A 14931-nucleotide genomic window follows, 5' to 3' on the forward strand; every position below is an offset into this window, starting at 1 on the left:
GGCGGGGCCGTCAGAGGTGCGCGTGGAGGGGAGGGGGTCGGCGTGACAGTCGTGGAGAGGGCTGAGGGCCGGGGGGCGGGTACCGCCGGTACCGGGCCGCTGCTGCTCGGGGTGCGGCACCACGGGCCGGGCTCGGCCCGGGCGGTGCGGGCGGCGCTCGAGGAGGCCCGGCCGCGGGTCGTGCTGATCGAGGGGCCGCCCGAGGCCGATGTCCTGATCCCGCTCGCCGCCGACGAGGAGATGCGGCCCCCGGTCGCCCTGCTCGCCCACGCCGTGGACGAACCCGGCCGCTCGTCGTTCTGGCCGATGGCCGAGTTCTCCCCGGAGTGGGTCGCCATCCGCTGGGCCCTGGCACACGACGTCCCGGCCCGCTTCATCGATCTGCCGGCCACGCACACGCTGGCCTGGGGGAGGCAGGAGGACGCGACGGGGACCGACGGAGACGGATACGGCGAGGGCGAGGGCGACAGCGCCGGTGAATCGGTCCCCGGCCCCGCCGATCTGCGGATCGATCCCCTCGGCGTGCTCGCCGAGACCGCCGGCTACGACGATCCCGAGCGGTGGTGGGAGGACGTCGTGGAACACCGGGGCGCCGGGAAGGGAGACGCGCTCGCGCCGTTCACCGTGCTCGAGGAGGCGATGGGGGCGCTCCGGGAGACCTACGGCGTCGGCGGGCACGACCGGGACCTGGTGCGGGAGGCCTACATGCGGCTCCAGGTGCGGGCCGCGCAGCGGGAGTTCGAGGACGGCGTGGCCGTCGTCTGCGGAGCGTGGCACGTGCCCGCCCTGCGGCAGAAGACGACCGTCGCCGCCGACAAGGCGCTGCTGAAGGGCCTGCCCAAGGTCAAGACGGACATGACGTGGGTGCCGTGGACCCACCGCAGGCTGTCCCGGATCAGCGGCTACGGGGCCGGCATCGAGTCGCCGGGCTGGTACGGGCATCTGTTCGGCGCCCCGGACCGGCCGGTCGAGCGGTGGCTGACCAAGGTGGCCGGGCTGCTGCGCGCCGAGGACCGGATCGTCTCCTCCGCGCATGTCATCGAGGCGGTGCGGCTGGCCGAGACGCTCGCCGCGATGCGCGGCCGTCCGCTGCCCGGCCTGAGCGAGACGACCGACGCGGTGCGGGCGGTGCTGTGCGAGGGCTCGGACGTACCGCTGGCGCTGGTGCACGACCGGCTGGTCGTCGGGGATGTGCTGGGGGAGGTGCCGCCGACGGCGCCGGCGGTTCCGTTGCAGCGGGACCTCGCCCGGCTCCAGCGCCGGCTGCGGCTGAAGCCGGAGGCGCTGGAGCGGGAGTTGGAGCTCGACCTGCGCAAGGAGACCGACGCCGGCCGCAGCAGGCTGCTGCACCGGCTGCGGCTGCTCGGAGTCGCCTGGGGCGAACCGGCCGCCTCGCGGGGCAGCACGGGCACGTTCCGGGAGACCTGGCGGCTGCGCTGGGAGCCCGAGCTGTCGGTGCGGGTCGCCGAGGCCGGCGTGTGGGGGACGACCGTACTGTCCGCCGCGACCGCGAAGGCCGAGGCGGACGGGGCCGCCGCGCAGAACCTGGCCGATGTCACCGCCCTCGCCGAGCGCTGCCTGCTGGCCGAACTGCCCGACGCCCTGCCCACGGTGATGCGGATCCTCGCCGACCGGGCGGCCCTCGACACGGACGTCGGCCATCTCGCCCAGGCGCTGCCGGCCCTGGTCCGCTCCCTGCGCTACGGAGATGTGCGGGGGACGCACACCGGGGCCCTGGGAGAGGTCGCCGCTGGCCTGGCCGAGCGGGTCTTCGTCGGCCTGCCCCCGGCCTGCGCCGCGCTCGACGCGGACGCCGCCGAGGAGATGCGGCGCCATGTGGACGCGGTGCACGGGGCCGTGGGGCTTCTGGGCGACGCGCCCGCGCCGGGACACGGTGATCTGAGAGGCCGCTGGCAGTCGGTGCTGCGGATGCTGTGCGGGCGGGACACCGTGCCCGGGGTGATCCGGGGGCGGGCCGTGCGGCTCCTGCTCGACGACGGGGAGCTGGCGCAGGACGAGGCGGCGCTGCTCATGGGCCTCGTCCTGTCACCGGGCACACCGCCCGCGGACGCGGCCGCGTGGATTGAGGGCTTCGTCGGAGGAGGCTCCGGCGGCGGGATGCTCCTGGTGCACGACGAGCGGCTGCTCGGGCTGGTCGACGCCTGGCTCACCGGGGTGCCGGCGGAGGCCTTCACGGATGTGCTGCCCCTGCTGCGGCGGACGTTCTCGGCGTACGAGCCCGGGGTGCGCCGGACCCTCGGCGAACTGGTCCGGCGCGGGCCGGGGACAGGGGGCGGCGGCGGTGCGGCGGCGGCCGGCTCCGGCATACCCGGCTTCGCGGCCGAACTCGACACGGCGCGCGCGGACGCCGTGCTGCCGGTCGTGCGGCTGCTGCTCGGGCTGGACGACACGGAAGAGAAGACCGGTAACGACCTGGCGGGGGTGACGGGATGACGACCGACGACCTGAGGGAGCCGGCTCCGAGGACGGAAGCCGCGGAAACCATCGGCAACCGGCCCCGGGCGGAGGGCCGCCCCACGACGACCGTGCCGGTGATCCCCCTGTGGGAACGGCTTAGCGGGGGAGGACGCGGATGACGACCGAGGCGAGGGACCCGGCGCAGGAGCGGTTGCGGCGGTGGCGGCTGGTACTCGGGGGCGACGCGGCGGACGGCACCGGATGCGCGCTCTCCGGGCGGGACGCGGCAGTGGACGGGGCGCTCACCGCGCTCTACGGAAAGGGGGACAAGCCGCAGGGGGGCCGGGACCGTTCGGCGGGGCTCGGGGCGTCGGCGCCGTCGGTGGCGCGCTGGCTCGGCGACATCAGGACGTACTTCCCGTCCTCCGTCGTGCAGGTCATGCAGCGCGACGCCATCGACCGGCTCGGTCTCGCCACGCTGCTGCTGGAGCCGGAGATGCTGGAGGCGGTGGAGGCCGACGTGCATCTCGTCGGCACGCTGCTGTCGCTCAACAAGGCCATGCCGGAGACGACGAAGGAGACGGCACGGGCCGTCGTGCGCAAGGTCGTCGAGGACCTGGAGAAGCGGCTCGCCACCCGCACCCGGGCCACTCTCACCGGTGCCCTCGACCGCAGCGCCCGCGTCAACCGGCCGCGCCATCACGACATCGACTGGAACCGCACGATCGCGGCCAACCTCAAGCACTACCTGCCCGAGTACCGAACGATCGTGCCGGAGCGGCTCATCGGGTTCGGGCGGGCGTCCCAGTCCACCAAGAAGGAGGTCATCCTCTGTATCGACCAGTCGGGATCCATGGCGGCATCGGTTGTCTACGCGTCGGTGTTCGGAGCGGTGCTCGCCTCGATGCGGACGATCTCCACGCGACTCGTCGTCTTCGACACGGCGGTCGTCGACCTCACCGACCAGCTCGACGACCCGGTGGACGTGCTCTTCGGCACGCAACTGGGAGGCGGTACGGACATCAACCGGGCGCTGGCGTACTGCCAGTCGCAGATCACCCGGCCCGCCGAGACGGTGGTGGTGCTGATCAGCGACCTCTACGAAGGGGGCATCCGGAACGAGATGCTCAAGCGGGTCTCGGCGATGAAGGCGTCGGGGGTGCAGTTCGTGACGCTGCTGGCGCTCTCGGACGAGGGGGCACCGGCCTACGACCGGGAGCACGCGGCCGCGCTCGCCGCGCTGGGGGCACCGGCGTTCGCCTGCACGCCCGATCTGTTCCCGGAGGTGATGGCGGCGGCGATCGAGAAGCGGCCGCTGCCGATACCGGACGCGGTGTGACGATTTGTCGACGCGTTGTCGTCCGATTCGGTCCGGCGAAACGGATATGACTGGCCATCAATAGATAGGGGGCTTGCGCGACCTCCGCACTCCCGTGCGAGGATCAGCGCCTGCTCGGCAGGGTGTCGCGCCGCTCCGGGCAGAACCGTGTTGTGCCGACTCGTTGCCCGTGACGCGTGATGCGTTCCGCCGTTGCTCCGTCGCACGGGAGGAAGCTCCCCCTCTTGACCTCGTCAGCAGCCCCGTCCGGTGCCGTTGCGCGCGCACTGCGCGCAGCGGCCGGGCGGCGCGCGCTCCAAGTGGCGCTGCTGGTGGGCGGGGTGCTCGTCCTCGGGCTCCTGTGCGGTGAGCGGGCGTATGCGGCGGACGGTGTGCGGGTGTCGGCGGACAGTGCGGCCGGGCGGTTGGTCGGCGGGCAGACGCTGCCGGCCCGACCTGACGCGCACGCTTCGGCCGACCGCGTCGTACGAGTGGTGGATGACGCGAGGAAGTCGGTCGGCGGGCAGCTGGTGAAGGCGCAGGCGAAGCTGCCGGCACCTCCGAAGGCTCCCCCGCTGACGAACCTGCCGGACCTGCCGGACCTGCCGGACTCGCCCGTACCGCCGAAGGCACCGTCCGTGCCCGTGCTGCCCGGCTTGCCCTCCCTGCCCGACCTCCCGGCTGTGCCCGACTCGCCGGCGCTGCCGGACCTGCCCGGGCTGCCGGCGCCGACAGCTCCGCCAGCTCCGCCTGATGACGACCTCACGGTCCCGGGAGTGCCCGCACAGCCCGGGCTACCCGGCTGTCCGGCGTCTCCGGGTCACCCCCTGCCCGCGACCGGGCCCGTCACGGCCGACCCGCCGCCGGGCGACACCCCTGCGACCCCTGCCCCTGTCCCGGCCCCGGCCGGGAAGGCGGCCCCCGTGGCGCACGGCCCGCACGGCGACCAGGCCCACGCCCCATACACCGACCGAGCAGCCCACGACCACGCAGCCCACGACCACGCGCACCACCTCAGACGCGCGGCTCACGCCGGAGCGTCCGCAAGCGTCGGAGGCGCCGGCCCGGTCGGTCACGTGCCCGGAGGGCGTCCGGACGGCACGCTCTGCAACCGTTCCATGGCCGACCACGGCTCACCGCGTCACGGCGACGCGCATGCCGTCACACCGAGCAGCCCGGCTCCGCTGAGCCTCCTGCGCGGCGCGGCTGTCCGCACCTGCCCGGCCGGTATCCGCGACAGTCACCGGGACATCCCCGTCTTTCCCGGCTAGCAGCGGCAGACCACCGCTCCTCCGCCGTACGGACCTGTCGCGCGGGAGCGGATCCCTCCCCCTGAGACTCCGCGAGCCCTCACGCCCGGACGGTCGAAAGCCGTCGGCGGTCCGAGGCCGAAACCTCGTGGATGAGGTCGGCCAGGTCCCCATTGGGGTGGGGGCCGACCGACCCGCCCCCGGAGAGCAGAGCCCTGAACTGGGCGTTTGTGCTCCCTCGGGGGTGTTCGGCGGGCCTCACCGGGTTTACCCCGGCCCGGTGAGGCCCCTCACGCTCGGCACGCTGTGCCAGAGAGCGCGGCATCATGTGACAGGTATCACCGCTCAGGTGTGACCCTCGATTTAGGGGCCTCCTGCAAGCAGCGATAACCTGCGAGACGGACATGCCGCGCGCTCGGACACCGTGTGCGCCTCCCTTGTGACAGACAGCGGACGTCACGTTGCCCTCGCGGCACGCCCACGCAGACAACGAACCGCGAGATCACTGATAGGGACGGAAGCGCGTGGACCTGTTCGAGTACCAGGCGAGGGACCTCTTCGCCAAGCACGATGTACCGGTGCTGGCCGGTGAAGTCATCGACACGCCTGAGGCGGCCCGCGCAGCCACCGAGCGCCTCGGTGGCAAGTCCGTCGTCAAGGCCCAGGTGAAGGTCGGCGGCCGTGGCAAGGCCGGCGGCGTGAAGCTGGCGGCGACCACCGACGAGGCGGTCGAGCACGCGACCAACATCCTCGGCATGGACATCAAGGGCCACACGGTCCACAAGGTGATGATCGCCGAGACGGCTCCGGAGATCCTGGAGGAGTACTACGTCTCCTTCCTCCTGGACCGTGCCAACCGCACCTTCCTCTCCATCGCCTCCGTCGAGGGCGGCGTGGAGATCGAGGAGGTGGCGGAGACCCGCCCCGAGGCCGTCGCCAAGACGCCGATCGACGCCAACGTGGGTGTGACCCCCGAGGTCGCCCGCCAGATCGTCGAGGCCGCGAACTTCCCGGCCGAGGTCGCCGACAAGGTCGCGGACATCCTGGTCACCCTGTGGAAGACCTTCGTCGAGGAGGACGCCCTCCTGGTCGAGGTCAACCCGCTGGCCAAGGTCGCCTCCGGTGACGTCATCGCCCTGGACGGCAAGGTCTCCCTCGACGAGAACGCCGAGTTCCGTCAGCCGGAGCACGAGGCCCTCCAGGACAAGGACGCGGCCAACCCGCTCGAGGCCGCCGCCAAGGAGAAGAACCTCAACTACGTCAAGCTCGACGGTGAGGTCGGCATCATCGGCAACGGCGCGGGTCTCGTCATGAGCACCCTGGACGTCGTCGCGTACGCCGGTGAGGCCCACGGCGGCGTGAAGCCGGCCAACTTCCTCGACATCGGTGGTGGCGCCTCCGCCGCCGTCATGGCGAACGGCCTGGAGATCATCCTCGGCGACCCGGACGTCAAGTCCGTCTTCGTCAACGTCTTCGGTGGCATCACCGCCTGCGACGAGGTCGCCAACGGCATCGTCCAGGCGCTGCAGCTGCTCAAGGACAAGGGCGAGGAAGTCACCAAGCCCCTGGTCGTCCGTCTGGACGGCAACAACGCGGAGCTGGGCCGCAAGATCCTCTCCGATGCCAACCACCCGCTGGTGCAGCGCGTGGACACCATGGACGGAGCGGCCGACAAGGCCGCCGAGCTCGCGGCTGCGAAGTAAGGGACGAGGGACTAAACAGCCATGGCTATCTTCCTCAACAAGGACAGCAAGGTCATCGTCCAGGGCATGACCGGTGCCACGGGCATGAAGCACACCAAGCTCATGCTGGCCGACGGCACGAACATCGTCGGTGGCGTGAACCCCCGCAAGGCGGGCACGTCCGTCGACATCGACGGCAACGACATCCCGGTGTTCGGCTCGGTCGCCGAGGCGATGGAGAAGACGGGCGCCAACGTATCCGTCCTCTTCGTCCCGCCGGCCTTCGCCAAGGCCGCCGTCGTCGAGGCCATCGACGCCGAGATCCCGCTCGCGGTCGTCATCACCGAGGGCATCGCCGTCCACGACTCGGCCGCGTTCTACGCCTACGCCGTGTCGCAGGGCAACAAGACCCGCATCATCGGCCCGAACTGCCCCGGCCTCATCACGCCGGGCCAGTCGAACGCCGGCATCATCCCGGGCGACATCACCAAGCCGGGCCGCATCGGCCTGGTCTCGAAGTCCGGCACGCTGACGTACCAGATGATGTACGAGCTGCGTGACATCGGCTTCTCCTCGGCCGTCGGCATCGGTGGCGACCCGGTCATCGGCACGACCCACATCGACGCGCTCGCCGCGTTCGAGGCCGACCCCGACACCGACCTGATCGTGATGATCGGTGAGATCGGCGGCGACGCCGAGGAGCGGGCCGCGGCCTTCATCAAGGAGAACGTGAAGAAGCCGGTCGTCGGCTACGTCGCGGGCTTCACCGCGCCCGAGGGCAAGACCATGGGCCACGCCGGCGCCATCGTCTCCGGCTCCTCCGGCACGGCCGCCGCGAAGAAGGAGGCCCTCGAGGCCGCCGGCGTCAAGGTCGGCAAGACCCCGACCGAGACCGCGAAGCTGGCCCGCGCCATCCTCGCCGGCTGAGCATCGCCTCACGGCTCACAGGTGGGCCCGCTCCCCGCAGGGGGGCGGGCCCACCGTCGTTTCAGGCCCGCCCCCGCCCTCGCCCCCGCCGCCGGCAGCCGAAGCCGGCCTCACCGAGGCTGCGGCCGCAGCCGCTCGGGCCCCTTCTGCTCCTCCTCCCGCAGCTTCGACCGCAGTTCCCGCTCCTTCTCCGACAGCGGTCCGGGGGCGACCGGTGGCGGTACGCCCTGGACGGTCTCGCCCGCCGGCACGGGCGCCTCGTAGCGCGTCGGGGCCGTACGCACGGTGAGCACCGTGGTCCCGATCAGCAGGGCCGTGAAGGCGATGGCGGCCCGGGTCCAGAGGCGGGCCCGGCGCTCCCCGGCCTGCCGCACCACCAGTGGCTTGGCGGCCCGCAGCCGTTCGGTGGAGGCGAGTTCGACCAGCCGCCAGTGCAGGACCTCCGGGTCCGCCAGCTCCGGCAGCCGTTCGGCGACCGCCTCGCGGGCGTGCGTCAGCCGGTTCACGGCGGCGCGGGTGCTCGCCTCCGTCTCCGCCGCCGTCTCGGGCAGGCCGAGGCCGACGCCGTCGTACAGCAGCAGCGTGCGGCGGTACGAGGGCGGGAGCCCCAGCAGGGTGCCCATCAGCGCGCGGTCGAACGCGTCGGGCGGCGGCGGCTCCGGGTGCCGGTAGCGGGGCCGGAGCCGGTGCCACGGGGAGAGCGCGCACTCGTACGACAGCGCGCGCACCCAGCCCGCCGGGTCCCGGTCGCGGGCCACCTCGGGCCAGCGCTGCCAGGCGATCTGAAACGCCCGCTCGACGGACTCCCGGGCCAGCTCACGGCGCCCGGTCAGCAGATAGGTCTGCCGGACCAGCGCGGGGGCGCAGAAGGAATACAGCGCGTCGAAGGCCTGTTCGGGGGCGAGCGCGGAGGTCGCGTCGTCCGGTCGGTGCGGGGTCTTCGTACGGTCGGGGGTCCGGCCGCGGTCGCCGAGCGTGACGCGGGCGGCGGTACGGCCGCGGTCGAGGAGGTGGGAGCGGCCCCGGTCGGTGACATGGCCCCGGTCCCGGTCCCGGTCCCGGTCCCTGTCCCTGGCGGGCGGGCGGCTCCTGGCGCCCCTGCCCGGGGCGGCGGACCTGCCCCGGTCGGTCGTGGTGACGCTCCTGTGAGGCTCCGTCATCTCCCGTGCCTCACCCAGCGAGTTCAGCAGCCTCGCGTACTTCTCCCCCTTCCGGCCGCGTGGCGTGGCGCGGCCGGTCTCCCATCCGCGCACCGTCTCGCTGGTGACGCCCACCCGGGAAGCCAGCTGAGCCCGCGTCAGCGAGGCGGCCTCGCGCAGGCGTCGGCGTTCCTTGGGGGGAGGGAGGGGGAGGGCAGGGCTCTGTGTCACAGGGCGCCCCTCCATACGGAAAAGTACATAAAACGTATATTGAGCGACACAACGGTGGTTCGCCTGTTACGACGGTAAAGCGCGTGTCGTTGGGAGCATGACGGGCGTGATCAAGATGACCGCAACCGCTCGCCGCCGTCTGCCGACGCTCCTGCTCGCCCGGGTGCGCGACCGTTCGCCCGGACTGGGCGACGCCCTCGTGAGTGGTGCGGTGGCGGCGGGCCTGGGGCTCGCGTGGTGCGCCGTGCTGGTGATGATGCTGTGGATCACCTCGCCGTACCCCGACAGCGGGCCCAGCGGCGTGCTGCACGTCACGGCGGCGCTGTGGCTGCTGGCCCACGGAGCCGAGCTGATCCGCGTCGACACGCTGTCCGGCGTCCCCGCCCCCGTGGGCGTCCCGCCGCTGCTCCTGCTCGCCCTGCCCGTGTGGCTGCTGCTCCGGGCGGCACGCGACGCCACGGACGGCGGGGCGGGGGGCGACGACCCCGCCGGCGGCTTCAGGGCCATCGCGACCATCGAGGACCTCGAGGACGGTAAAGGCCGCAGGGACGCCGAGCGCATGGAGGCCATCAAGAGTGCGGGACCGCCGCTGGTCGCCGCCCGCACGGCGTGGACGGGCGTCGTCCTCGGCTACCTGGCCGTCGCGCTGTCCGCCGCGCTGTTCGCCGCCGGCGGTGTGCTGCGGCCGTCGTGGCTGTGGACGGGGGTGTACGTGCCGCTGGTCGCCGTCGTGGTGGCGGGGGTGGGTGTGTGGTCGGCGTACGGCCGTCCCGGCGGGCCGCTGCGGCGGCTGCTGCGGGTCCTGCCGAAGGGGCTGCGGCCTCTGGTGTACGGGTCCGACGGGCGCCCGGGTGTCGCCGCCCGGGCCGCGGCCGCCGGGGTGGCGGTGTTGCTCGGGGGCGGTGCGCTGCTGGTGACGGTGTCGCTGGTGGCGCACGGTGCGGAGGCCCAGGCGTCGTGGCTCCGGCTGACCGAGGGGTGGTCGGGACGGTGCGCGGTGCTGCTGCTGAGTGTGGCCCTGATGCCGAACGCGGCGGTGTGGGGTGCCGCGTACGCACTCGGTCCCGGCTTCGCTCTGGGCGCGGGTCATGTCGTCGGCCCGTTGTCCTCCGCGCCGCCGCCGTTCCTGCCGTCGTTTCCGCTGCTGGCGGCGGTGCCGGAGGCGGGGCAGGGGGCGTTGGTGCACTGGGCGGCCGGGGCCGTGCCGGTCGTCGCCGGGGTGGTGATGGGCCGGACCGTGGCGAAGGGCGCGGCTGCCGGGGAGCGCGGCGGCACGAAGCCGGGCGGCGGACGGGGTGGCGGCTGGTCGCCGTGGCGCGGTGCCGTCGCCGCCGCGCTGGCGGCACTCCTGTGCGCGGCCGTACTCGCGGGCCTCGCCGCCCTGGCGGGCGGCCCGCTCGGGGTCGCCGTACTGGCTCGTTTCGGCCCGGAGTGGTGGCAGGTGGGCGCGGCGGCCCTGTGCTGGCTGACGCTGGTGGCGGTCCCGACGGCGGTGGGGGTGGGGCTGTGGCGCCGCCGCTCACCTCGAGCGGAGGAACCGGCGATCGGCAGACAGCGCGAGGAGCCGGCCAAGGGCGCCAGGGGGGCCGGGAGGCCGCGTCACCGCGGCGGTTGGTTCGCGCGCGGAGGGGCCACCCGGGCCCCCGGGTCCGCCGCACGCACCGGACGGGCCGGACGCGGCGCGGGCGCCGGGGGCACGGGGACCGCAGGGGAAGGCGGGGAAGTGGGAACGGTCTGGGGCGCCGACGGCGCCGGAGTCGCCTGGCCCGCCGAGGGGACCGGGGGCACCGGGGATGCCGGAGCGGCGCGGCGTGCCGGGAGCGCCGGAATCACCGAGGGTGCCGGAGCCGGGTGGGGCGCCGAGGGTGCCATGGGCACCGGCGGCGATGCCGGAGCCGTGCAGCGTGCCGGGAGCGCCGGAGTCGCCTGGCCCGCCGAGGGGACCGGGGATGCCGGAGCGGCGCGGCGTGCCAGGAGTGCCGGAATCACCGAGGGTGCCGTGGGCACCGGCGATGCCGGAGCCGTGCAGCGTGCCGGGAGCGCCGGAGTCGCCTGGCCCGCCGAGGGGGCCGGGGATGCCGGAGCGGCTCGGCGTGCCAGGAGTGCCGGAATCACCGAGGGTGCCGTGGGCACCGGCGATGCCGGAGCCGTGCGGCGTGCCGGGAGCGCCGGAGTCGCCTGGCCCGCCGAGGGTCCCGTGGGCACCGGGGATGCCGGAGCGGCGCGGCGTGCCGGGAGCGCCAGGGGAGCCGGAGCCGCCGAGGGCGACGCCGGAGCCGGAGCCTTCTGGGGCGCCGAGGGGACCGGAGTCGCCGGGGATGCCGGTGCCCTCTGGGGTGCCAACCATGCCAAGAGTGCCGGAATCGCCGGGGGAGCCGGAGCCGCCCGGGCTGCCGAGAACCCCGAGGGCTCTCCAGGCGCCGGGCGCGACACCTCGTCGTCGGACCGGACCGGAACCACGGCGTCCCGCACCCCGGACCTGCCCTACGTCGCCTACGAGCACGACGCCCTCTACGGCCTGCGGGACCAGGACGACGACGCCGGATACCAGCCCTACGACTTCCCGCCGGCCGACCCCGACCGCACCTGACGGGGGCCGGACCGCCGCCTCAGCCCTTCGTCCCCAGCAGCCCCCGCAGCTCCTCCGGCAGGAGCTTCGCGCAGGACTTCTCGGCCTTGTTCGTGAGGGCGTCGTTCGTGCAGGTGTAGTAGTCGCGGTAGACCAGCTGCGCCGTGAAGGACGCGGCGACCAGGGCGATCGCCAGGGACGCCGTGACCAAACCGCTGACCGCGGCGGTCGTCTGGGGACGGCCCGGCTGCTCGGCGGGGGCCGGGGAGTCCGGGTCGGAGCGGCGGGGCTTGGCGCGCAGCGCGCTGATGCCCCAGTAGAGGGCGAGCGCGCCGAGCAGCAGCGCCACGTACGGCCAGCTGAACAGGGCGAAGAAGAAGGCCCACATGCCCGACAGCAGGGCGTAGCGCGCACGGCGCTGGGAGGGGTCCGTCGGGTCCCAGCGGAGGTTCGGGCCGCCGCTCTGAGGGCCTTGGCCCTCGGGGCCGCCGCGGGGGCGCTCGCCGAAGCCGTCGGGGGAGCGGCCGGGCTGCCGGTCGCTCCACTGACTGCCCCACGGCGCACGGTCGCCGTCGTTGCCGTCCTGGGAGTCGTCGCCCGAGGGGCGGCGCGGCTGCCAAGGCCGGTCCGGGGCGCCCTCGGGCGGCGGGGCGAAGGGGTTGTCCTCCTGGGAGCCGCGCCCTCGCCCGTCCCCGCCCGAGCCGTCCGACGGCGCGTCGGGCGGTGAGCTGGGGCGCTCCCGCAGCAGCACGGCGCCGCGCTCCCCTCCCTGTGCCGACGGCGGGGGGAACGTGAGGAGTCGCAGGCTGCGGTCCGGCATCAAGTGAGCGTCTTCCCGTTGGTGAGTGGGGCGGTGTGGAGGAGAGCGGGATCTGGACTGGACGAACAGAGGTCGGTGCGGCGTCGGGACCGGTTCCGTCACCCTCCTGAACGCACCACGCCCGGACGGCGTTCCCGAACCGGCTCCGCCCAGACGCTACCTTCCGGCCACGCCCCCGTCCCGTGGGGGCTGTCCGGTGTGCCGGTATCGTTGCTGACGGTCGGCCGGTTCGTAGGCTTCCCCGTATCCGGGAGCCCGAAGCATTCGTATGAATGTACAAACGCCGCGTCCGGCCGCCCGGACAGAAGCTTCCCCGAGAAAGGCCCCCACCGTGGCCGCCAAGCCCGTGGCCCCGCGCGCCAAGCGCCTCGTCGTGCTGGTCTCCGGATCCGGCACCAATCTGCAGGCGCTCCTCGACGAGATCGCCACCACCGGCGCGCAGGCCTACGGGGCCGAGATCGTGGCCGTCGGCGCCGACCGCGAGGGCATCGAGGGGCTGGCGCGCGCCGAGCGCGCCGGGCTGCCGACCTTCGTCCGCAAGGTCAAGGACTACGGGAGCCGCGAGGAGTGGGACACCGCCCTCGCCGAGGCCGTCGCCGCCTTCGAGCCCGACCTCGTCGTCTCCGCCGGCTTCATGAAGATCGTCGGCAAGGAGTTCCTCGCGCGGTTCGGCGGGCGGTTCGTCAACACGCACCCCGCCCTGCTGCCCAGTTTCCCGGGAGCCCACGGCGTGCGGGACGCGCTCGCGTACGGCGCCAAGGTCACCGGCTGCACCGTCCACTTCGTCGACGACGGCGTCGACACCGGGCCGATCATCGCGCAGGGCGTGGTGGAGATCCGGGACGAGGACGACGAGAGCGCTCTGCACGAGCGCATCAAGGACGTCGAGCGAAGGCTGCTCGTCGAGGTCGTGGGGCGGCTCGCCCGCAACGGCCATCGCATTGAGGGACGAAAGGTAGTTATCCAGTGACCGCCGAGAGCAACAAGCGGCCCCTTCGCCGGGCGCTCGTCAGCGTCTACGACAAGACCGGGCTCGAGGAGCTCGCGCGCGGGCTCCACGAGGCCGGGGTCGAACTCGTCTCCACCGGCTCCACGGCCGCGAAGATCGCCGCTGCCGGCGTCCCCGTCACCAAGGTCGAGGAGCTGACCGGCTTCCCCGAGTGCCTGGACGGCCGCGTCAAGACGCTGCACCCGCGCGTGCACGCGGGCATCCTCGCCGACCTGCGCCTGGACAGCCACCGCGAGCAGCTCGCCGAGCTGGGTGTCGAGCCGTTCGACCTCGTCGTCGTGAACCTCTACCCGTTCCGCGAGACCGTCGCCTCCGGTGCCTCGCCCGACGAGTGCGTCGAGCAGATCGACATCGGCGGTCCCTCGATGGTCCGCGCCGCCGCCAAGAACCACCCCTCCGTCGCGGTCGTCACCAGCCCCGCCCGCTACGCCGACGTGCTCAAGGCCGTCCAGGGCGGCGGCTTCGACCTCGCCACCCGCAAGCGGCTCGCCGCCGAGGCCTTCCAGCACACGGCCGCCTACGACGTGGCCGTCGCCTCCTGGTTCGCCTCCTCCTACGCGCCCGTGGACGAGTCGCGGTTCCCCGACTTCCTCGGCGCCACCTGGGAGCGCGAGCACACCCTGCGCTACGGCGAGAACCCGCACCAGCCGGCGGCCCTCTACGTCTCCGGCACCGGCGGCCTCGCCCAGGCCGAGCAGCTGCACGGCAAGGAGATGTCGTACAACAACTACACGGACACGGACGCCGCCCGCCGTGCCGCGTACGACCACGCCGAGCCGTGTGTCGCGATCATCAAGCACGCCAACCCCTGCGGCATCGCCGTCGGCGCGGACGTCGCCGAGGCGCACCGCAAGGCGCACGCCTGTGACCCGCTGTCGGCGTTCGGCGGCGTGATCGCGGTCAACCGCCCGGTCAGCAAGGAGATGGCGGAGCAGGTCGCGGAGATCTTCACCGAGGTCATCGTCGCGCCCGGCTACGAGGACGGGGCCCTGGAGGCCCTCACCAAGAAGAAGAACATCCGCGTGCTGCGCTGCGCCGACGGCCCCTCCGCCCCGGTCGAGGTCAAGCCGATCGACGGCGGCGCGCTGCTCCAGGTCACCGACCGCCTCCAGGCCGACGGCGACGACCCGGCCAACTGGACGCTGGCGACCGGCGAGGCGCTGAGCGCCGCGGAGCTGGCCGAGCTGGCGTTCGCCTGGAAGGCCTGCCGCGCGGTGAAGTCCAACGCGATCCTGCTCGCCAAGGACGGTGCCTCGGTGGGCGTCGGTATGGGGCAGGTCAACCGGGTGGACTCCTGCAAGCTCGCGGTGGAGCGGGCCGGCGAGGAGCGGGCCCGGGGCTCGTACGTCGCCTCCGACGCGTTCTTCCCGTTCCCCGACAACATCGACGTCCTGGGCGCCGCGGGCGTCAAGGCCATCGTGCAGCCCGGCGGTTCGGTCCGTGACGAGCTGGTCGTGGAGGCCGCGCAGAAGGCCGGCGTCACGATGTACTTCACGGGGACGCGGCACTTCTTCCACTGAGCCCGATGACGGAGCGGGCCGTCGGAACCCCGCCGGCCCGCTCCGGCC

General features: G+C 73.6%; 9 protein-coding genes and 1 pseudogene. 8 read left to right on the plus strand and 2 right to left on the minus strand.

Annotated features, from left to right (window positions below):
* The first annotated feature begins 42 nt into the window (after positions 1-42).
* The 5 genes from ACFZBT_RS06350 (at position 43) to sucD (ending at position 7595) form a co-directional block, all read left to right on the plus strand.
* Positions 43-2454 carry a DUF5682 family protein gene (locus ACFZBT_RS06350; protein ID WP_391099079.1) on the plus strand — a complete coding sequence of 804 codons (2412 nt, stop codon included), beginning with the start codon at positions 43-45 and terminating at the stop codon, positions 2452-2454.
* A gap of 139 nt (positions 2455-2593) precedes the next feature.
* Complete coding sequence (locus ACFZBT_RS06355; protein WP_391099081.1) at positions 2594-3757, plus strand: VWA domain-containing protein; 1164 nt, start codon at positions 2594-2596, stop codon at positions 3755-3757.
* 224 nt (positions 3758-3981) lie between these two features.
* A complete protein-coding gene (locus ACFZBT_RS06360; RefSeq protein WP_391099083.1) occupies positions 3982-5007 on the plus strand; it encodes a hypothetical protein in 1026 nt (341 codons plus the stop codon).
* A gap of 503 nt (positions 5008-5510) precedes the next feature.
* Positions 5511-6689 (plus strand): ADP-forming succinate--CoA ligase subunit beta, encoded by a 1179-nt coding sequence (gene sucC / locus ACFZBT_RS06365; RefSeq protein WP_391099085.1) that lies wholly within the window; start codon positions 5511-5513, stop codon positions 6687-6689.
* A gap of 21 nt (positions 6690-6710) precedes the next feature.
* Positions 6711-7595, plus strand: coding sequence for a succinate--CoA ligase subunit alpha (gene sucD / locus ACFZBT_RS06370; protein WP_215119281.1), 885 nt, complete (start codon positions 6711-6713; stop codon positions 7593-7595).
* A 110-nt stretch (positions 7596-7705) separates the two neighbouring features.
* Here sucD and ACFZBT_RS06375 read toward each other — a convergent pair whose 3' ends face one another.
* Positions 7706-8965, minus strand: coding sequence for a helix-turn-helix domain-containing protein (locus ACFZBT_RS06375; protein WP_391099087.1), 1260 nt, complete (start codon positions 8963-8965; stop codon positions 7706-7708).
* Between the two features lie 97 nt (positions 8966-9062).
* On the opposite strand from ACFZBT_RS06375, the pseudogene ACFZBT_RS06380 reads away from it, so the two are divergent.
* Positions 9063-10649: pseudogene (locus ACFZBT_RS06380) on the plus strand (DUF6350 family protein); the annotation flags it as partial.
* Positions 10650-11574: 925 nt separating this feature from the next.
* Here the strand turns inward: ACFZBT_RS06380 and ACFZBT_RS06385 are convergent.
* A complete protein-coding gene (locus ACFZBT_RS06385; protein ID WP_391099090.1) occupies positions 11575-12354 on the minus strand; it encodes a hypothetical protein in 780 nt (259 codons plus the stop codon).
* A gap of 331 nt (positions 12355-12685) precedes the next feature.
* Between ACFZBT_RS06385 and purN the strand changes: the two genes are divergently transcribed.
* Together purN and purH are read left to right on the plus strand one after the other, a co-directional pair.
* On the plus strand, positions 12686-13324 hold the full coding sequence (gene purN / locus ACFZBT_RS06390) for a phosphoribosylglycinamide formyltransferase (RefSeq protein ID WP_391099092.1): 639 nt from the start codon (positions 12686-12688) through the stop codon (positions 13322-13324).
* On the plus strand, positions 13321-14883 hold the full coding sequence (purH, locus tag ACFZBT_RS06395; protein ID WP_391099094.1) for a bifunctional phosphoribosylaminoimidazolecarboxamide formyltransferase/IMP cyclohydrolase: 1563 nt from the start codon (positions 13321-13323) through the stop codon (positions 14881-14883). The genes purN and purH overlap by 4 nt, the downstream gene beginning before the upstream one ends.
* Positions 14884-14931: the final 48 nt, after the last annotated feature.

The organism is Streptomyces sp. NPDC008137 (assembly GCF_042957035.1).
Classification (GTDB): domain Bacteria; phylum Actinomycetota; class Actinomycetes; order Streptomycetales; family Streptomycetaceae; genus Streptomyces.

What these genes read in the sequence shown, in the direction of transcription:
- ACFZBT_RS06355 (WP_391099081.1), top strand. Translation starts at nt 2,594, where the DNA reads ATGACGACCGAGGCGAGGGACCCGGCGCAGGAGCGGTTGCGGCGGTGG.
- sucD (WP_215119281.1), top strand. Translation starts at nt 6,711, where the DNA reads ATGGCTATCTTCCTCAACAAGGACAGCAAGGTCATCGTCCAGGGCATG.
- ACFZBT_RS06385 (WP_391099090.1), bottom strand. Translation starts at nt 12,354, where the DNA reads ATGCCGGACCGCAGCCTGCGACTCCTCACGTTCCCCCCGCCGTCGGCA.